The sequence below is a fragment of the Actinomadura madurae genome, from assembly GCF_047130825.1.
Taxonomy (GTDB): Bacteria; Actinomycetota; Actinomycetes; order Streptosporangiales; family Streptosporangiaceae; genus Spirillospora; species Spirillospora madurae.
In genome coordinates this window covers 7,459,345-7,479,033 of the sequence record NZ_CP083237.1, presented here as the reverse complement: position 1 = coordinate 7,479,033, position 19,689 = coordinate 7,459,345, and the positions used below count along the sequence as shown (strand labels likewise).

The window sequence follows — 19,689 nt, the reverse complement described above, 5'->3', positions numbered from 1 at the left end:
TTCCCCTTGAGTTCTCAGACCTCGTCGACGCTCATCGCGCCCTCGTTAGGACGGCGGGAGAGGTCGATGCCGAGCTCCTCCGCGGCGCGGAAGACGTCCTCGTCGGTGTCGCGCATCTCGATGGACATGCCGTCGCTGGAGAGCACCTCGACGTTGAGGCACAGCGACTGCATCTCCTTGATGAGCACCTTGAAGGACTCGGGAATGCCGGGCTCGGGGATGTTCTCGCCCTTGACGATGGCCTCGTACACCTTCACGCGGCCGAGGACGTCGTCGGACTTGATGGTCAGCAGCTCCTGCAGCGCGTAGGCCGCGCCGTAGGCCTCCAGGGCCCACACCTCCATCTCACCGAAGCGCTGGCCGCCGAACTGGGCCTTACCGCCGAGCGGCTGCTGGGTGATCATGGAGTACGGGCCGGTCGACCGCGCGTGGATCTTGTCGTCCACCAGGTGGAGCAGCTTGAGGATGTAGATGTAGCCGACCGAGATCGGGTCCTTGAACGGCTCGCCGGTGCGCCCGTCGAAGAGCCTCGCCTTGCCGCCCGGGCCGACCATGCGGTTGCCGTCGCGGTTCGGCAGGGTGCTCTCGATCAGGCCGGTGACGTCGTCCTCGCGGGCGCCGTCGAACACCGGCGTCGCGGTGTTGGTCCACGGCGCGGCCTCGTCGGCTCCGATCTCCTTGAGGGCGCGCTTCCAGTCGGCGTCGTCGCCCTCGACCTTCCAGCCGCGGGAGGCGACCCAGCCGAGGTGGGTCTCCAGGACCTGGCCCACGTTCATGCGCCCGGGGACGCCGAGGGGGTTCAGGACGATGTCGACGGGGGTGCCGTCCTCCAGGAACGGCATGTCCTCCACCGGCAGCACCTTGGAGATGACGCCCTTGTTGCCGTGCCGGCCCGCGAGCTTGTCACCATCGGTGATCTTGCGCTTCTGCGCCACGTACACCCGGACCAGCTCGTTCACCCCGGGCGGGAGCTCGTCGCCGTCGTCGCGGGAGAACACCCGCACACCGATGACCTTGCCCTGCTCGCCGTGCGGGACCTTCAGCGAGGTGTCGCGCACCTCGCGCGCCTTCTCACCGAAGATCGCGCGCAGCAGCCGCTCTTCGGGGGTCAGCTCGGTCTCGCCCTTCGGGGTGACCTTGCCGACCAGGATGTCGCCGGGGACGACGTCGGCGCCGATGCGGATGATGCCGCGCTCGTCGAGGTCGGCCAGGACCTCTTCGGAGACGTTCGGGATGTCCCGGGTGATCTCCTCGGGGCCCAGCTTGGTGTCGCGGGCGTCGACCTCGTGCTCCTCGATGTGGATCGAGGACAGGACGTCGTCCTGCACCAGCCGCTGGGACAGGATGATGGCGTCCTCGTAGTTGTGGCCCTCCCACGGCATGAACGCCACCAGCAGGTTCTTGCCCAGCGCCATCTCACCGTCGTCGGTGCACGGCCCGTCGGCGATCACCTGCCCGACCTCGACCCGCTGGCCCTCGTCGACGATGGGCTTCTGGTTGAAGCAGGTGCCCTGGTTGGACCGCTTGAACTTGGACACGCGGTAGGTGGTCCGGGTGCCGTCGTCGTTCATGACGGTCACGTAGTCGGCCGAGACCTCCTCGACGACGCCGGCCTTCTCGGCCGTGATGACGTCGCCGGCGTCGGTCGCCGCCCGGTACTCCATGCCCGTGCCCACCAGCGGCGCCTCGCTGCGCAGCAGCGGGACGGACTGGCGCTGCATGTTGGAGCCCATCAGCGCCCGGTTGGCGTCGTCGTGCTCCAGGAACGGGATCATCGCGGTCGCGACCGAGGTCATCTGCCGCGCCGAGACGTCCATGTACTGGACCTCGCGGGCGGGGACGAGCTCGACCTCGCCGCCCTTGCGGCGGACGAGGATGCGGTCGTCGACGAAGGTGCCGTCGTCGTTGAGCAGGGAGTTGGCCTGCGCGATGACGTAGCGGTCCTCCTCGTCGGCGGTGAGGTAGTCGATCTCCTCGCCGACGACGCCGTCGGTGACCCGGCGGTACGGGGTCTCGACGAACCCGAACGGGTTGACCCGGCCGAACGCCGCCAGCGACCCGATCAGGCCGATGTTGGGGCCTTCCGGGGTCTCGATCGGGCACATCCGGCCGTAGTGCGACGGGTGGACGTCACGGACCTCCATGCCCGCCCGCTCACGCGACAGACCACCCGGACCCAGCGCGTTGAGCCGCCGCTTGTGCGTCAGCCCCGCCAGCGGGTTGGTCTGGTCCATGAACTGGGAGAGCTGGCTGGTGCCGAAGAACTCCTTGATGGAGGCCACCACCGGCCGGATGTTGATCAACGTCTGCGGCGTGATCGCCTCGACGTCCTGGGTGGTCATCCGCTCCCGGACGACGCGCTCCATGCGGGCCAGGCCGAGCCGCACCTGGTTCTGGATCAGCTCACCCACCGTGCGCAGCCGCCGGTTGCCGAAGTGGTCGATGTCATCGACCTCGATCGGCACCGGCACCGCCCCGAGAGTGGCCTCCTCCTCGCCGGCGTGCAGCCGCACCAGGTACTCGATCGTGCCGACGATGTCGTCCTTGGTCAGCGTCCCCTGGTTCATGTCCAGGTCCAGACCGAGCTTCTTGTTGATCTTGTAGCGGCCGACCTTGGCCACGTCGTACCGCTTGGGATTGAAGTACAGATTCTCCAGCAGCGTCTGCGCCGACTCCCGCGTCGGCGGCTCCCCCGGACGCAGCTTGCGGTAGATGTCCAGCAGAGCATCGTCCTGACCGGAGGTGTGATCCTTCTCCAGCGTGACATTGATCGACTCATACGAGCCGAACCGCTCCCGGATCTGCGCCTCATCCCACCCCAGCGCCTTCAGCAGCACCGTCACCGGCTGCTTGCGCTTGCGGTCGATGCGCACCCCGACGTTGTCGCGCTTGTCGATCTCGAACTCCAGCCAGGCACCCCGGCTCGGGATCACCCGGCACCCGTAGATGTCCTTGTCCGACGCCTTGTCCAGCGCCCGATCGAAGTACACCCCCGGCGAGCGGACCAGCTGGGACACCACCACCCGCTCGGTCCCGTTGATGATGAAGGTGCCCTTGGGCGACATCAACGGGAAGTCACCCATGAACACCGTCTGGCTCTTGATCTCACCGGTGGTGTTGTTGATGAACTCCGCCGTGACGAACATCGGGGCGGAGTAGGTCATGTCCTTGTCCTTGCACTCCTCCACGGAGTACTTGGGCGGTTCGAACCGGTGGTCACGGAACGACAGCGACATCGTCCCGGAGAAGTCCTCGATCGGACTGATCTCTTCGAAGATCTCCTCCAGCCCCGACTGCGTCGGGACACTCCTACTACCGGCCTTCTGGGCCGCCTCGACCCGGGCCTTCCACCTCTCGTTGCCCAGCAGCCAGTCGAACGAGTTGGTCTGCAGTGCAAGGAGGTCCGGGACTTCGAGCGGCTCCTTGATGCGCGCGAAGGAGACGCGGTTCGGACCGGTTGCGGTATTCGAGGCGTTGCGCGAGGCTGCCAAGAGTGGTCCTTCCGAGGGCTCGCGGCGTAACTGACGACACGCACGCCAGACGATCCACGTCCGAGACCTGCACAAAGAGGCCCAAAACGGACCTTCACAGGGGTACTCTCACACGCGGATAGTCAGAGGGCAGCGCAAAGGGGCAGTGTAGCCGACCGGTACACCGCTCGCAACTCTAGCGCCGCAGTATGCATCACGTTGCCATGGAGCATCGCCCCTCAGCGCCTCTCAGTCAAGAGCGGACATGGACTTTTCGGGCTCTGACCTGCAGTGAGGAAGGCCATAGTTTAGAGACTCGCCACCTACCGCCGGGTACGGCATGGAAAAGCCGATCGAGCGGCCACCCGCGCACCGGGTGACCGCTCGGTCGTACTCGGGGTCCCGCTCAGGTCAGGACAGGACGGTGAGCTCGGAGGCGAGCCACGCGCCGTCCTTCTTGACCATCGTCATCTTGATGCGCAGCGGCTCGGGGAGGCGCTGCTGCTTGTCGTCCTTGGTCGCGGACGAGCGGTTGGCGTAGACGAGCGCGACGACCTTGTCGGGCGTCGCGCTCACCACGCCGGTCTTGATCACCGTCGTGTTGGAGACCGCCTGCTGCTGGACGGCGACCGTCCGGAGCTGCTGGGCGAGCTTGTCGTACTGGGTGTGCAGCTTGCCCGTCGTCGCCGCCGACGCGGCCTTCAGGTCGGCGTCGAGCGTCTGGTAGTCGTACGAGGACAGCTTCTGGGCGGCGCGGGAGGCCGCGATCGCGGCCTGCTTGGACGCCTCCTCGGTCGCGTTCTGCTCCTTGATCTTGAGAGCGAGCGCGGTGGTGCCGGCGCCGAGCGCGATCGCCAGGACGACCAGGACGGTGAGGACCGTGGACAGGCCGCCCACCCGGAACCGGCCGCGGGGCTCGTCGTCCGCCGCCGCGGAGGCCCTGGCGGCCTTCCGGAACCGGAGGCGGGAAGCCTTCGCCTCCTCGTCCCCGTCGTCGTCCTCGTCGCTCTCGTCGTCGTCCGCCTCGTCGTCGGTCTCGGCGGCTTCGGCCTTGCCCGCGTCGCCGTCCTCCGCCTTCGCGTCGGCGTCGGCGTCGGCGTCGGCGTCGGCGTCGGCGGCGTCGCTTTCGGCGTCCTCCTCGGCCTCCGTGTCAACGGAGACGGCTCCCGAGGCCTCTGAGTCCTCCGCTGCCGCGTCATCCCCCTCGGGCGCGACTTCGGCGGCCTTCCGGGGGCGCCGGGACTTCGTGGAGGATTTGAGGGCCTTCTGGGACTTGCCACCGGACGGCGCCTCGGGCTCTTCCTCGGGCTCCTCGTCCGCCTCCTCGGCGGCGGCCTCCTCCGCGGCGATCTGGGCGAGCCGCGCGGCCTCCCGGGCCTTGGCGGCGGCCTCCTCCGCCAGCCGGGCGGCCTCCTCGGCCTCCTCGGCCTTCGCCGCCCGCTCCTCGGCCCTGGCCGCGCGCTCGGCGGCCCGGGCGGCCCGCTCCTCCGCCTTGATCGTCACGGGACAACCTCCAGTCCGGACACGAGCCAGCGATCGTCGACCCGGGTGAGCTCCATCTGATACCGGTAGCCCTGCGGCGTGCCGTTCTTCACCTTGTCGTTGGTCACGGTCCCGGTGAGGGAGACCATCACCTCGGCGGAGTCGCCGTCCATGGAGACCAGCGCGGCGTCGACGTCACTGACCGTCGCCTTGGCCTTGGCCTTGGTCACCTGGTCCATGAAGGCCTTCGACTGGCCCGCGAGCTTGTTCTTGAAGTCGCCGGTGGTGCCGGCCACGATGCGGTCCAGGTCGCGCTGGGCGTTGGCCGAGTCGACCGACATCAGGTTGACCCCCATCTGCCGCGCCGACTGGATCGCCTTCGCCCGCTGGTCGGCCTCGTCCTTGTTGCGCAGGGACGACACGCCGAGCCAGCCGGAGGCGATGGCGAGGCCGACCACGACGACGCCGAGCACGATCGCGGCGGTCATCGGCAGGCTGCGCCTCATCGCTTCCCCCTCACTGGCTGAGCGGGCCGAGCAGGAGCCACTTCCACGAGGATTCCTCTCCCAACTGGCGTGTTCCGGCGCTGCGCGGCATGACGTATCGCTTGCCATCGGGCCCGTAGACCGCACCGGTCGTTGGATCGTATCCAGCGAATTCCACTGAATCCGCCGGATACGACAGGAGCAGGTTGCCGTCCGACAGCTGCCCGGTCGGGGCGGCGGCCTTGGCCTTGGCGTCGCCCGAACCCTTGGCCTGCGACTTGCCGCCGCCGTCCGAGCCGCCGGTGCCGCCGTCACCGTCCGTGCCGGTCGCGCCGCCCTCCGGGAAGCCGGCCCCGGCGGTGGCGCCCGCCGGAACCCGCGGGAAGGGCGCGAGGTCCTCGGGCGGGAAGTTGCGGGCACCGCGCACGGCGCTCTCCGCGTTGTGGGGGAGCTTGCACCCGGCGTCCAGGCGCGGCTTCTTCTTGGACGTGTCCTGCGGCCAGCGGTGCTTGGTCTTCTCGTAGCCCTTGGTGCAGGGAGGCGGCGAGTCGATGTTCAGCGCGAGGCCCAGGTGCTGGGTCCCGTCGCCGGGCGTGACGGTGAACGCGCCCGCGACCGTCACCGGGTAGAGGATGAACAGCGACCGCAGGCCGGCCTTGCGCGAGGCGATGATCTGGCCGGTGGTGGTGAGGTTCGCCAGCAGGACGGGCAGCGTCGGCGCGAGCTGGTTGATGGCCTTGTGCGTCTCGCTCACCGCGCCGGGGGCGTTGTCGATCGTCTTGCGCAGCGCCGGGTCGTCGTTGCGGAGCGAGGTGGTCAGCTCGTTGAGGTTGCGGGCGAAGCCGCGGATGTTGGTGGCCTGCCCGCGCTGGGTGTCCAGGACGGTCACGCTGTTGTTGAGCAGCCGCTCGGTGTCCGGGTAGGCCTCGTTGGCGGTCTTGAGCAGCCGGTCGGTGTCGTCCAGGATCGACTGGAGGTCGGACGCGGAGCCGGAGAACGCCTTGTCCAGCTCGTCCACGATGACGCCGAGGTCCTTGGTGTTCACCGAGCCGACGAGCGCGTCGACGTTGCGCAGCAGCTCGGCGGTCGACACCGGCAGCGTGGTGCGCTCGCGCGGGATCGTGTAGGGGTCGCCCTCGTGCAGGTAGGGCCCGGACTTCTTGGTGGGCTCCAGGTCGATGTACTGCTCGCCGACCGCGGACCGGTTCGCCACGACGGCCTTCGTGCCGTCGCGCGGGATCCGCTCGCCGCGCTCCAGGAGCAGCTTGACCCGGATGCCGTCCTTGGTCAGCTCGATCGGCCCGACCCGCCCGACCGGGACGCCCCGGTAGGTGACCTCGGCGTTGGTGAACACGCCGCCGGAGTCGGTGAGGTCGACGTAGGCCGTGTACTGCTTGCCGAGCAGGCCGCGGCCGAGGCCGATGTAGTTCACCGACACGATCGTCACGCCGACGATGGTGATCACCGCGAAGGCGATCAGCTGGAGGATGACGCCGCGCTTGAGGATCACGACAGGCCCCCCGTCATCAGGGTCCGCAGACCGCCGTCATCGGATGGCGGGGCGAACGCCCCCGGGCGCCCCTGCTGGTTCGTGCCGCCCGGCGTCTGCCCCGGGACCTGGGAGCCGCCGGGCAGGCCCGGCAGCCCGCCGCCGGAACCGCCGGACGGCATCTGCGGCAGCACGCCGAGCGGCGAGTCCGGCAGCGTCACGTTCGGCACCTGGAGCATGCTGCGCATCTGCCGCCCGCTGCCCAGCAGGCCCTCCAGGTCGGTGCCGCCGAGCAGGTTCTGCGCGATGGACTCGAAGTCCAGGTCGACGGTCAGCCGCACGTTGCCGTAGTCGCCCTCGATGACGTTGTGGAACGTGGACGGGAACGGGAAGGTGATCAGCGTCTCCAGCGACTTCGGCAGGTCGGAGCCGGCCTTGTTGAGGTTCCGCAGGATCGTGTCGAGGTCCTGAAGGTTGGCCAGCATGTCGGCCTTGGAGCGGTTGATCACGTTGGTGGTGGTGCGGCTGAGCTTGTTCAGCGCGACCAGCATCTTGGTGAGGTCGGCGCGGTTGCGGTTGAGGACGGCGATCGCGGGACCCGTCTCGTCGATGGTGTCCTGGATCGTCTTGCGCTCGGCCGCCAGCTTGCCGCTCAGCCGGTCGATGCTGTCCAGCGCCCGGGTGATCGCGGCGCGGTTGCGGTCCAGCGTCCCGGCGAAGGTGTTGACCCGCTGCAGCACCGACCGGATCGTCGACTCCCGGCCGCCCATCGCGGCCTGCAGCTCGTGGCTGATCGTGGAGACCTGCTCCAGGCCGCCGCCGTTCAGCAGCAGCGACATGGCCGACAGCACCTCTTCGATCTCGGTGCCGCGGGTGGTGCGGTTCAGCGGGATCAGGTCGTCGTTCTCCAGCGTCCCGGACGGCGCCTCGTTCTTCGGCGGCTCCAGCTGCACGAACTTCTCGCCGAGCAGGCTGGTCTGGCCGATGGTCGCGAGGGCGTTGTCGGGGAGCCGGACGTCCTTGCGGAACTTGACCGTGACGACGGCGTGCCAGCCGGCGCCCGGCGCGCCCTTCTCCCCCTCCAGCTCGATCTTCTCGACCCGGCCCACCGACACGTCGTTCACCTTGACCGCGGACTTCGGGACGAGGTCCAGCACGTTCGCGAACTCGATCTTCACGGTGGTGGGGTTCGAGCCGAGGTCGGGGCCGCCGGGCAGCGGGAGCGACTCCACGCCGTTGAACGAGCAGCCGGACAGGGCCGTCACGCCCGCGAGCGCGGCGGCGCCGAACAGCCGTGCCCGCCGGACGGGCCGGCCGGCGGGCCGGCGGGCGCGCCATGTCCTGCTCATCGGCCACCTCCAGGCAGCAGCGCGGTGATGTCGTTCGGCTTGCTCTGCGCCCCGGCCGTCGCCGTCCTGTTCGTCCGGGCGTTCTTGCTCGTCTTGCCGCCGCCGGACCGGCCCCGCGGGCCGTAGGCGTCCGGCGGGATCGGCACCGGGTCGTAGTGCGTGGTCAGCGCGGTGATCCAGGAAAGGTCGAGGCTGAAGCCCGTCAGCGCCTTGCCGATGCCGTTGTACGGCGTGACGAAGTCGAGGCACTCCTTGGCGGGCGTGCCGACCGAGTACGCCAGCGAGCAGATCCAGTCGGCCAGGTTGTGGAACTGGCGGAAGTTGTTGCGGGTGTGGATCGTGCCGCTGATCGGGTCGTAGGCGCGGGCCAGGTTGTTCACGGCGAGCGGGCCGGCCGTCAGGATCTCGGCGAGCGCGTCCTTCTCCTTCACCAGCACGCCGGTGATCTGGGCGAGCTGCCGGACGTTGGAGGCCAGCTCGCCGCGGTTGTCCTTGACGAACCGCTGCACGTTCCGCAGCGTCGGGGCCAGCGTGTTGAGGGCCGCGCTGAGCTCCTCCTTCTCCCCCGCCAGCTGCCCGGACACCCCGTTCAAGTGGGTGGAGAACGACTTGATCTGCTGGTCGTTGGCCTTCATCGCGTCGGTGATGATCCGCAGGTTCCTGATCGTGTCCGCCACGTCGCCGCGGTCGGTGCTCAGCGTGCTGAGCGCCTTGGACGCGTCGGCGATCGTCTGCCGGATGTCCTCGCCCTGCCCGTCCAGGTTCGCGGCGCCGACCTGGAGCAGCCGCGACAGCGATCCGGTGCCGTCCGCGCCCGGCGCGTTCGCGCCCTGCGGGCCGAGCGCCTTGGACAGCTCGTTCAGGCTGCCGCCGATCTGGTCCACCTCGACCGGGACGCGGGTGCGGCTCGTGGTCAGGGTCGCGCCGTCGGCGAGGACCGGGCCGCTCTTGTAGACGGGTGCCAGCTGGACGTAGCGGTCGGCGACGAGGCTCTGGTTGACGATCACGGCCTCCGCGTTCGCCGGGACCTTGTACTTGGCCTCGTACCTCAGCCCGACCTTCACCGAGTCGCCCACCGGCTCGACGCTCGTGACCTCGCCGACCGGGATGCCGAGGATGCGGACGTCGGCGCCCTTGTACAGGCCGACCGTCTTGGTGAAGTACACCGTCAGGTGGCGCTGCTTCGGCTCCTGGAAGACCAGCAGGAGCGCGGCCGCCAGCACCGCGACGGCGAGGATCGCGCCGCCGAGGCGGAGGATGGTCGCTGAACTACGCACGGGTGACCTGCCTGCTCACGGGAGGAAGGGCAACGGGTTGTCGCCGCCGTTGCCGGTCTGGCCGGTGCCGGACGAGCCGCCGCCCTGCCGGCCGCCCTGCTTGTTGGTCTTGGCGCCGCCGCCGCTCTGGGGGTCCTGGATCGAGGCGGGGATGGGGAGGAGGTTCTGGATCCACGAGTCGAACCACCGTCCGGTGCCGGTGACGTCGGAGAACTGCCGGGCGAACGGCGCGAACAGCTGGAGGATCCGGTCCAGGTTGTTCTGGTTCTTCAGCAGGATCCTGTTGACCTTGGCCAGGTTGTCGAGCATCGGCCGCAGCTGCTTCTCGTTCTCATTGATCAGCGCGTTGACCTGCTGCGACAGGGTGACGGTGTTGATCAGGAGCTGGTGGATGACCGCGCGGCGGGCCTGCACCGCCTGGAGCACCTTGTCGCCGTCCTGGACGAGCTCGGCGAAGTCCTGGTTGCGGTCGGCGAGCAGCTGGGAGACGTTCTTGGCCTTGCCCGCCAGCTCGTGCAGCTGGTCGTCGCGGGAGGCGACCGTGTTGGACAGCCGGCGCAGCCCCTGCAGCGACGCCCGGACCTCCTCCGGCGAGTTCTTGAACGTCTCCGACAGCACGTCGAACGACTTCGCGACCTGCTGGACGTCGATGTCCTCGATCCGCTCGGTCAGCCCGCTGATCGCCGGCACGATCTCGAACGGGGTGTGCGTCCGCTCGATCGGGATGTGCCGGCCGAGCCTGCCCCGGCCCTGCGGCGTCAGCGCCACGTAGTGCGCGCCGAGCACGGTCTTGATCTTGATGTCGGCGCCGGTGCGGTCGCCGAGCCTGACGCCGTCGTCCACCCGGAAGGTGACCTTGACGTGGTCGCCGTCCAGCTCGACGGCGGTGACCTTGCCGACCTTGACGCCCGCGATGCGGACCTCCTCGTCGGCCTTCAGCCCCGCCGCCTCCTTGAACGCGGCGGTGTGGGTCCGGCCGCCGGAGATGAGCGGGATGCTGTCCAGGTTCAGCGCCAGCGCCACCGCCAGGATGATGATCGCGAACGCGGAGAGCGCGATGGGGACCGGGTTGCGTTCCCGGAACGAGACCCTCATCTACTTGCACCTCGCGTTCTCGTTCACGATCGCCGGCGTCTGGTAGACCGGTCCGCCGGGCAGCCGCACCCGCGCGTCGAGACCGCAGATGTACATGTTGAACCAGGAGCCGTAGGAGGAGATGTTCACCAGCCCCTCCAGCTGCTTCGGGCTCCGCCGCAGGCCCGCGTCGATGTCCTTGCCGTTCGCGGCGAGCGTCCCGGTGAGCTTGCGCAGCCCGGCGATGTCGTCGCGGATGTCCGGGCGGGCGTCGGCGAGCAGGTCCTGCGTGGTGCCGGTCAGGTCGTTGATCGCCGACACCGAGTCGAAGATCGCCTGGCGGTCGCCGGACACCCCGCTGACGAACCCGCGCAGGTCCGTGATCAGCCGGTTGACCTCGGCGTGCCGCTCGTCGATGGTGCCGAGCACGGTGTTCAGGTTGTCGATCACCCGGCCGATGACCTTGTCCCGGTCGGCGAGCGTGTTGGTCAGCGACGCCACGTGCGCGAGCAGGCTGTTGATCGTCCCGCCCTCGCCCTGCAGCACCTGGATGATCTGCATCGCGAGCGTGTTGACGTCCTTCGGCTCCAGCGCGGTGAACAGCGGCCGGAAGCCGTTGAACAGCGTCGTCAGGTCCAGCGCCGGCTTGGTCTGCGAGGCCGGGATCGTCCCGCCGGGCTTGAGGTAGTCGTTGGCCTGCCCGGCGCCGTCGGTCAGCGCGAGGTACCGCTGTCCCATCAGGTTGCGGTAGCGGATCTGCGCCTGCGTGGACGACGGCAGCCCCGCCTGGAAGACGCCGTCCTTCTCCAGGCTGAACGTGACCCTCGCCTGGGTCCCCTTGTACAGCTCGATGTGCTCGATCTGGCCGACCCGGACGCCCGCGACGCGGACGTCGTCGTTGTCCAGCAGCCCGGTCACGTCGGTGAAGACCGCCTTGTAGGTGGCCGTCTCCCGGAACCGCATGTTGGAGATCGTCATCGCCAGTGTGCCGGTGGCCACCGAGGTGATGACCACGAAGATCGCCAGTTTGATCGCCGCGCTGGTCGTCCTCACTTGACCGTCACCACCGATCCGTCCGCGAGCAGTGGGCCGAACATCAGCGCGGCGACGTCGGACAGCTGGTCGGCGGGGGTCCGCGTCGCCGGCCCGAGCACGCTCTTGATCTTTTCCTTCTCGCTCATCGATCCCGGGTCCACGAAGACGTTGGACAGCGCCCGGCCCCGGCCGCCGCCGTTCGGGTCATCGGGGTTCTTCCACCACAGGTCGTCCTGCGTCCCGTCCAGCGCCAGGTAGTCGGGCGAGGGCACCTTCGGGTTCGGCAGGCCGTAGCAGCGCGGGTTGCGCTGGTCCCTGGCCTCCGGCTTGTCCAGCGGGTACTTGTAGCCCGGCCGCGGCTTGACGATCTCCACGGTCAGGTTGAAGGTCTTCGACCCGCCCGCGCCGGCCACCCGCTCGGCCTCCGGCTTGAGCTTCATCAGCCCGGCGAACACGCACGGCAGCGACGGCGAGTACCGGGCGACCAGGTCCAGCCCGTCCCGGTTCGCGATGTTGAAGCCGATGATCTTGGGGGCGTTGTGCCGCATGAACACGTCGCCGTCCTGCGCGAGCGCGGTCGTCGCCGGGATCAGCTGCTCGATGGTGGCCGTCTTGTCGGTGATCGTCCGGCTGGTCACGTTGAGGTTGCGCAGCGTCTGGATCAGGTCGGGCGCCGCGGAGTGGTAGATGTCGGACACGTCCGCGAGGCCGTGCAGGTCGTGCACCAGCGTGCCGAGCTGCGGGTTGATCTTGCGCAGCAGCTCGTCCGCCTCCTCGATGTTGCGGCCGATCTGGTCGCCGCGGCCCTGCAGCGCCGTCGCCAGCGCGTTCAGCGTCGCGTTCAGCTGCGCCGGCTTCACCGCCTGCAGCAGCGGGAGCAGGTCGTTCAGCACCTTGTCGATCTCGACGGCGGCCTGCGAGCGGTCCTGCTGGATCACCTGGCCCTCGCGCAGGCCCAGCGGGCCCGCCTGCGCCGGGATCTGCAGGTCCACGTACTTCTCGCCGAACAGCGTCTTCGGCAGCAGCCGCGCCTGCACGTTGCGCGGGACCAGCTTCGCCTTGTCCGGGTCGAGCGCCAGGTGGAGCGTCGCGCCCTCGGCGGTGGCGTCGGTGTCGCGCACCTCCCCGACGATCAGCCCGCGCACCTTGACGTCCGAGTGCGGCAGCAGTTGCAGGCCCGCCCGCTCGCTCTTCACCGTCACCTCGAGCACCGGCGTGAACGCCTTGTTGAACAGCGCCACGGTCAGCGCCAGCAGCAGGGCGATCACGATGACCATCGAGATCCCGAGCACCCGGTAACGCACGCGTTGGCTCATGGCGTTGTCTCCCGAGGGGGGACGACCCCCCACGCCCCCCGGTTCGCCGCGCTCATCCCGGTCTCCCGAGGGGGGACGACCCCCCACGCCCCCCGGTTCGCCGCGCTCATCCCGGTCACCCCGCGATCCGGACGGTTGTGGTAGTGCCCCAGATCGCCATGCCGAGCAGCAGGTCCGCCACGTTGATCACCACGATGCTGGTGCGCACCGCGCGGCCCACCGCGACGCCGACGCCCGCCGGTCCGCCGCTCGCGTGGTAGCCGTAATAGCAGTGGATCAGCATCACCAGCACCGCGAAAATGATCACTTTGCCGAACGACCATAGAATGTCGTACGGCGGTAGGAACAAATGGAAATAATGGTCGTAGGTGCCGGTCGACTGGCCGTAGAACATCGTCACGATCACCCGCGTCGCACCATAGGAGGCGAGCAGGCCCACGATGTACAGCGGGATGACCGCGATCATCCCGGCCAGCATCCGGGTGGTGACGAGGAACGGCATCGACGGGACGGCCATGACCTCCAGCGCGTCGATCTCGTCCGAGATCCGCATCGCGCCGAGCTGCGCGGTGAATCCGCAGCCGACCGTCGCCGACAGCGCCAGCGCCGACACCAGCGGCGCGATCTCGCGCGTGTTGAAGTAGGACGCGACGAACCCGGTGAACGCGGCGGTGCCGATCTGGTTCAGGGACTCATAGCCCTGCAGGCCGACCTGGCTGCCGGTGAAGAACGTCATGAAGCCGACGATCACCACCGAGCCGCCGATCACCGCGAGGCCGCCGGTGCCGAGGCTCACCTCGGCGAGCAGCCGCAGCACCTCGGTGCGGTAGCGGCGCAGCACCCGGAACACCCACGCGAACGCGCGGGCGTAGAACGACATCTGATGACCGAAGTCGTCCAGCCGGTCCAGCGGCGCGCTCACCACCCGCGAGACCGCTTTTCCCGTCTTTCCGGGGGTGGCCATCACATCCCCTTCGACGGGACGAACTGGAAGTACAGGGTGGAGATCAGGAAGTTCTCCAGGAAGAGCAGCATGAACGTGATGACCACGGTCTGGTTGACCGCGTCGCCGACGCCCTTCGGCCCGCCCTTGGCGTTCAGGCCCTTGTAGGCGGCGACCAGGCCGGCGGTGATGCCGAACACGAACGCCTTGAACTCGGCCTGCAGCAGGTCGGGAAGCTGCGCGATCGCGTTGAACGACGCCAGGTAGGCGCCGGGGGTGCCGCCCTGGAGCATCACGTTGAAGAAGTAGCCGCCGAGCAGGCCGACCACCGACACCAGCCCGTTGAGGAACAGCGCGACGAACGCGCAGGCGAGCATCCGCGGCACCACGAGGCGGTGCAGCGGGTTGATGCCCAGCACCTCCATCGCGTCGATCTCCTCGCGGATCTTCCGGGACCCGATGTCGGCGCACATCGCCGACCCGGCGGCGCCCGCCACCAGCAGCGAGGTGACCAGCGGGCTGGCCTCCCGGACGATCGCGACCACCGCGGTCGCGCCGGTGTAGGACTGCGCGCCGAGCTGCCGGATCAGCCCGCCGACCTGCAACGACAGGACGCCGCCGAACGGGATCGCGACCAGCATGGTCGGCACGACGGTGACGCTGACGATGAACCAGGCCTGCTGGATGAACTCGCGCCACTGGAACGGCCACTTGAACAGCGCGCGGCCCACGTCCAGGCAGAGGGCGAAGAACCGTCCCGGCTCCTTGACGAGGACGTTGACCGCGCCGTCCCCGACCTTCCGGAACGACGCGGAGGAGCCTCCGCCTTTCCCGCCCCCTGGCCGGCCCGCGCCGATGCCGGTGTCAGGAGTGGACATCAGTACCCTGCACCCGCCCCTGGCTGTCCGGGCGGCGGGTTGCCGGGGAAGCGGCCGGGGCCGCCGGGGGGCGGGCCCGCGGGGGGCATGCCGCCGGGCGCCCCGTGCGCGCCGCCGGCCGGGGCGCCGACCGGCGCCATGGACGCCACGTACCGCGGCCACTCCTCCACCCAGTTGCGGCCGAGGTCGTCGATGAACGAGCCGGGCGGCGGGGTGACGCCGTGCGCGGCGCACCAGGCGCCGGGCGCGTGCATCCCGGAGCGCAGCAGCCCGTTGCTCGGCATCTGCTGCGGCGGGATGGGGGGCAGCTTGCCGGAGTCGAGGCCCATCTTGGCCTCGGCCTCCAGCTCGGACTCGTCCTTCTCCTCGGACATGCCGATGGGGCCGACCTTGCTGGCGTTGAGGAACTGCCGGACGACCGGCTCCTCGCTGGACAGCAGCATCTCCCGGGGCCCGAACATCGCCAGGTGCCGCTGGTACAGCAGGCCGATGTTGTCGGGCACGGTCCGGGCGGTGTTGATGTCGTGGGTGACGATCAGGAACGTCGCGCCGATCTGCGCGTTGAGGTCGATGAAGACCTGGTTCAGGAACGCGGTGCGGACCGGGTCGAGGCCGGAGTCCGGCTCGTCCACCAGGAGGATCTCGGGGTCGAGCACGAGGGCGCGGGCGAGGCCCGCGCGCTTCTTCATGCCGCCGGAGATCTCGCCGGGGAGCTTGTGCTCGGCGCCGAGGAGGCCGACCATCTCCATCTTCTCGAGGACGATGCGCTTGACCTCGGACTCGGACTTCTTGGTGTGCTCGCGGAGCGGGAAGGCGATGTTGTCGAAGAGGTTCATCGAGCCGAACAGCGCGCCGTCCTGGAAGAGGACGCCGAACAGCTTCCGGGTGTCGTACAGCTGCGACTCGGGCAGGTAGGGCAGGTCCCGGTCGCCGATCCAGATGTGCCCGCGGTCGGGCTTGAGCAGCCCCACGAGCGACTTCAGGAAGACCGACTTGCCGGTACCGGACGGACCCAGGAGAACGGAGATCTCCCCTGCGGGGATGGTCAGCGACACGTCCTGCCAGATCACCTGGCGGCCGAAGGACTTCGTCAGGCCCTCGACTCTGATCTCGACGCCCACTCGTCACCTTTCGTCCAGGCCGGGGGAATCCCGAACCAATGAGCGAGTAGCACTCAGGCTCTTTCTGTCGTCACACCGTGTGTCCGCCGTGTTGCTACCGTCCGGTAGCCGAGACGGGTTCCACTACCGTAGCGGCCCCCCGTCCAAAAGGAAGGGGTTCCTGCCCAGATCAGCAGCTAAATGCGACGTCGTAAGACAATCGTTACTTACAGCGCCAATGAGACTAGTGGTCCAAGAACCGGCGTCTCAAGGGAGGTGCCGACCGACGGCTGCGACCGGACGTCCCACCGTCACCGGTGGGGCGTGCGCGGCCGGATGTGACCCCAGCGTCAGAACGGGACGCTACGCCCGGGACCGGAAACCGCACAACCCGCCGGGGCGCACGGTTTTCCACAGGCGTTTGTCACCTCGGCACAGAAAACGGACGCGCGTCCCTCCCACCCTTCACGCTCCACGACAAGCCCCGCGAGCCGGGACGCGAAGGAGGCGGCCACCCCGACCGGGGTGACCGCCTCCTTGGAGAGCGGTGGAGCCGCGCGGGCTCCGGAGCTCTGGAGCGTCCTACTTGACGGTGACCGAGGCGCCGGCCTTCTCCAGGGCCTCCTTGGCCTTGTCGGCCGTCTCCTTGTTGACCTTCTCCAGCAGCGGCTTCGGCGCGCCGTCGACCAGGTCCTTGGCCTCCTTCAGGCCGAGGCTCGTCAGGGCGCGAACCTCCTTGATGACCTGGATCTTCTTGTCGCCGGCACCCTCAAGGATGACGTCGAACTCGTCCTGCGCGGCGGCCTCCTCGCCACCGGCGGCGGCCGGAACGCCCGGCGCGGCGGCGACGGCCGCGACCGGCGCGGCGGCCTTGACGTCGAAGACGTCCTCGAACTGCTTCACGAACTCGGAGAGCTCGAGGAGGGTCATCTCCTTGAACGCGTCGAGCAGGTCGTCGGTGCTGAGCTTCGCCATGATCTTTCCTCCGCTATGGCTTGAGAACTGGGGATTACTGGACCGCGGGTGTGCCTACTCGGCGGGCGCCTCGGCGGCCGGCGCCTCGGCGGCCTCGCCCTCGGACTCGCGCTTGGCGCGCAGCGCCTCGGCGAGCTGGGCGGCCTGCGTCGGCAGCGCGTTGAACAGCGCGGCGGCGTTCGCCATCGAGCCCTTCATCGCACCGGCCAGCTTCGCGAGGAGCACCTCGCGCGACTCGAGGTCCGCGAGCTTGGTGACCTCGGCCGCGTCCATCGACTGACCGTCGATGAAGCCGCCCTTGATCACCAGCATCGGGTGCGCCTTGGCGAAGTCGCGCAGGCCCTTGGCGGCCTCGACCACGTCGCCGCGGACGAACGCGATGGCCGACGGGCCTTCGAGCAGGTCACGGAACCGCTCGTCGACACCGGCCTCGTTCGCGGCGCGCTTGGTCAGCGTGTTCTTCACCACGCGGAACCGCGCGGTCTCGCCGAGGTTGTCGCGCAGCTCCTTGACCTGCGCGACGGAAAGCCCGCGGTACTCGGTGAGCACGGCGCCGTTGGAGCTCTCGAACTCGCTCTTGAGCTCGGCGATCGCCGCGTCCTTGTGGGCCTTGGCCATAGCCCTCCTTCCGATTACCTGGGTGGTCCGACCCGCGGCCGTCCCGGGGGACGGCGATGCGGGTCCACCAAAAAACGCCCCGGCGCAGGCGCACGGGGCGTCCAGGCACGGCACGGAGGCCATGCGGGAAGCTCTCGTCTCACCTACGCAGGCCGCCCGAACGGGTGTCGGGTCCTTCGGTCACCTCAGAGAAGTGACGACCGGCGGTCTTCGGCACGGAACAGGATACGTGCGTCCCCCGGGTAGACCAAATCGGCGGACACGAACGAGGGACCGCGCCCCATGCGGGGTGCGGTCCCTCGGCGCGGAAGACGGGCGGGCGATCAGCTGCCGGGAAGGCCGGAGCCGCTCCCGAGCCGGCTCATCAGCTCGCCGAAGTCGGTGACCTCGCTCGCCGGCGGCTCGGTGATCTGCACCGGCTTGCCGAAGTCGCGGTACTTCATCGTCATGGTCATCGTGCCGGCCGACGTCTGCTGCGACTTCATCGTCATCTTGCGCGGCACCTGCTGGCCGTCCACCCACAGGTCGAAGTGCATGGCCTCCATGCCGGTCGTGCCGACGCTCTTGCGGTAGGCTTCCTGCGTCTCCGGGGACAGCTTCGCGATCGCGTCCTCCATCCGGTACGTCCCCGTGTAGTGGGTCGTCTCGACGCCGTCGACCATCTCCTTGCCGACCTCGCGCGCGTCCTTGGACGCCGTCAGCATCTTGGTGTTCTGCACCGGGTCCATCTGCTGGGACTGCTGGAGCAGCTCATCGATGTTCATGCCCGACTTGCGGCCCAGCTCGTCCAGCGAGATCTTGAGCCACGGCTTGCCGGAGCCGCCGCCGAGCTGGTTCAGCGCCGGCATCTTCATGTACATGGTCCGGCCCACCAGCCGCTGCTCCATGCCGGACATCGACTGGCCCGCGACGGTCATCTGCGCGAAGTTCATGCTGTAGGCCAGGTCGGGCTTCGTGCGGTACTGCATCGTGCCGGTCGCCGACATGTTCCCGTCGGACGATCCGGTCATCTCCATCGACATGTCGGCCTGGAAGGAGTCGATCTTGCCGGTCTTCTCGGCGGTCTTGCCGAGGACCTGCGCGGCCGACAGCTTGAGTCCCTTGCCGGCCTCGTCCACCGTCTTCCCGGCGTCCCCGAGACAGCCGGTCAGCGAGAGGGCGAGGCCGGTGGCCAGCGCCGCGCCTGCGGCGAAACGACGGATCATCGTGGGGGGTCTCCTTGGTCTCTGGGCGGCCCGGACGATGGGGCCGAACGGTACATGAGACGCGAAGGAGACCGCCGAGGTTCACCCCGTTTCTAGTTGCCGCCGAACAGGTTGCCGATCGTCAGCTCGCCCACCTGGTCGGAGGGCGGCGTGTTCACGTCGAACGACTTGCCGTAGTCGCTGTAGAGGACGGTCACGGTGCCGTTCTCGCCCCCGGTGCCGGTCGCCTTGGACACCAGCTTGCGCGGCAGGTTGCTCCCGTCCGTCCACAGATCGAAGTTGATCTTGCTGTTGGCGCGGTCCTTCGGCAGCCACTGCCCGACCTTCTCGCGCGACTGCGCGTCGAGCCGCTTCAGCGCGTCGTCGACGGTCACCGTCCCGGTGTAGTGCGTGGTCTTGACGCCGTCGACCGTCTCGGTGCCGACCCGGCGGGCGTCCTTGGAACCGGTGAACATCTTCGTCTGCTCGGCCGGGTCCACCTTCTGCACCTGGCTGACCAGGCTCTGCACGTCGAACCCGGTGCGCTGCGCGACCTGGTTCACGTCGATCTTCACCCACGGCTTGCCGCCGCTGACGAACTGGGCGAGCTGCGGGACCTTCGCGTACAGCACGTTGCCCTTGTAGACCGCCTGGCCCTTGGCGCCCGGGACGGTCTGCCCGTTCTTGCTGAACTCGTCCAGCTTCGCGCTGAACTCCAGCGAGGGACGCAGCCGGAACTGCCCGTTGGCGTGGATCTTGCCGCCGCCGTCGCCGGTGCCCGTCACGGTCAGGTCGGCCTTGAACGTGTCGGTCTTGCCGGTCTTCTCGGATGCCTTCAGGAGCGCCTGCCCGGCGGTCAGTTTCATGTTGCCGGTGTTGGTCTCCGACCCGTCCCCGTTGCATCCGGACAGGAGGAGAGCGGCGCCCACGGCGGTGCCTCCGGCCGCCACCACGAGTCGTCGGTTCATGAGGGTTGAGCCTCCCTTGTCGCCCTGCTGGTGTTACCCAGTGTCC

At 68.9% G+C, this 19,689-nt stretch carries 16 protein-coding genes; all 16 read right to left on the bottom strand.

Features of this window, described 5'->3' with window-relative positions:
* Positions 1-14: 14 nt before the first annotated feature.
* The 16 genes from rpoB to K8Z49_RS34385 all read right to left on the bottom strand — a co-directional run bounded on the left by rpoB (position 15) and on the right by K8Z49_RS34385 (position 19,643).
* The gene (rpoB, locus tag K8Z49_RS34460; protein ID WP_024934189.1) at positions 15-3,491 is read right to left on the bottom strand and encodes a DNA-directed RNA polymerase subunit beta; all 3,477 of its coding nucleotides are present in this window, start codon (positions 3,489-3,491) and stop codon (positions 15-17) included.
* A 390-nt stretch (positions 3,492-3,881) separates the two neighbouring features.
* Complete coding sequence (locus tag K8Z49_RS34455; protein ID WP_412516148.1) at positions 3,882-4,973, bottom strand: hypothetical protein; 1,092 nt, start codon at positions 4,971-4,973, stop codon at positions 3,882-3,884.
* The gene (locus tag K8Z49_RS34450; protein WP_021595692.1) at positions 4,970-5,458 is read right to left on the bottom strand and encodes a nuclear transport factor 2 family protein; all 489 of its coding nucleotides are present in this window, start codon (positions 5,456-5,458) and stop codon (positions 4,970-4,972) included. The genes K8Z49_RS34455 and K8Z49_RS34450 overlap by 4 nt, the downstream gene beginning before the upstream one ends.
* Positions 5,459-5,468: 10 nt before the next feature.
* Positions 5,469-6,947: an MCE family protein gene (locus tag K8Z49_RS34445; RefSeq protein ID WP_021595691.1), complete on the bottom strand. Its 1,479-nt coding sequence runs from the start codon at positions 6,945-6,947 to the stop codon at positions 5,469-5,471.
* Positions 6,944-8,275, bottom strand: coding sequence for an MCE family protein (locus K8Z49_RS34440; protein ID WP_021595690.1), 1,332 nt, complete (start codon positions 8,273-8,275; stop codon positions 6,944-6,946). The genes K8Z49_RS34445 and K8Z49_RS34440 overlap by 4 nt, the downstream gene beginning before the upstream one ends.
* Positions 8,272-9,552, bottom strand: coding sequence for an MCE family protein (locus K8Z49_RS34435; RefSeq protein WP_021595689.1), 1,281 nt, complete (start codon positions 9,550-9,552; stop codon positions 8,272-8,274). The genes K8Z49_RS34440 and K8Z49_RS34435 overlap by 4 nt, the downstream gene beginning before the upstream one ends.
* Before the next feature lie 15 nt (positions 9,553-9,567).
* On the bottom strand, positions 9,568-10,647 hold the full coding sequence (locus K8Z49_RS34430) for an MCE family protein (protein ID WP_021595688.1): 1,080 nt from the start codon (positions 10,645-10,647) through the stop codon (positions 9,568-9,570).
* On the bottom strand, positions 10,648-11,679 hold the full coding sequence (locus K8Z49_RS34425; RefSeq protein WP_021595687.1) for an MCE family protein: 1,032 nt from the start codon (positions 11,677-11,679) through the stop codon (positions 10,648-10,650).
* Positions 11,676-12,977, bottom strand: a complete 1,302-nt coding sequence (locus tag K8Z49_RS34420; RefSeq protein WP_021595686.1) for an MCE family protein — start codon at positions 12,975-12,977, stop codon at positions 11,676-11,678. Before K8Z49_RS34420 ends, K8Z49_RS34425 begins: the two co-directional genes overlap by 4 nt.
* Before the next feature lie 115 nt (positions 12,978-13,092).
* A complete protein-coding gene (locus K8Z49_RS34415; RefSeq protein WP_021595685.1) occupies positions 13,093-13,941 on the bottom strand; it encodes an MlaE family ABC transporter permease in 849 nt (282 codons plus the stop codon).
* On the bottom strand, positions 13,941-14,798 hold the full coding sequence (locus K8Z49_RS34410) for an MlaE family ABC transporter permease (RefSeq protein WP_083597594.1): 858 nt from the start codon (positions 14,796-14,798) through the stop codon (positions 13,941-13,943). Before K8Z49_RS34410 ends, K8Z49_RS34415 begins: the two co-directional genes overlap by 1 nt.
* A complete protein-coding gene (locus tag K8Z49_RS34405) occupies positions 14,798-15,919 on the bottom strand; it encodes an ABC transporter ATP-binding protein (RefSeq protein WP_021595683.1) in 1,122 nt (373 codons plus the stop codon). The genes K8Z49_RS34410 and K8Z49_RS34405 overlap by 1 nt, the downstream gene beginning before the upstream one ends.
* Before the next feature lie 561 nt (positions 15,920-16,480).
* Complete coding sequence (gene rplL, locus K8Z49_RS34400) at positions 16,481-16,873, bottom strand: 50S ribosomal protein L7/L12 (protein WP_075020982.1); 393 nt, start codon at positions 16,871-16,873, stop codon at positions 16,481-16,483.
* 54 nt (positions 16,874-16,927) lie between these two features.
* Positions 16,928-17,491, bottom strand: a complete 564-nt coding sequence (gene rplJ, locus K8Z49_RS34395) for a 50S ribosomal protein L10 (protein ID WP_021595681.1) — start codon at positions 17,489-17,491, stop codon at positions 16,928-16,930.
* Positions 17,492-17,814: 323 nt separating this feature from the next.
* Positions 17,815-18,696 (bottom strand): LppX_LprAFG lipoprotein, encoded by an 882-nt coding sequence (locus K8Z49_RS34390; protein WP_021595680.1) that lies wholly within the window; start codon positions 18,694-18,696, stop codon positions 17,815-17,817.
* A 92-nt stretch (positions 18,697-18,788) separates the two neighbouring features.
* Complete coding sequence (locus K8Z49_RS34385) at positions 18,789-19,643, bottom strand: hypothetical protein (RefSeq protein WP_033330069.1); 855 nt, start codon at positions 19,641-19,643, stop codon at positions 18,789-18,791.
* Between the last annotated feature and the right edge of the window lie 46 nt (positions 19,644-19,689).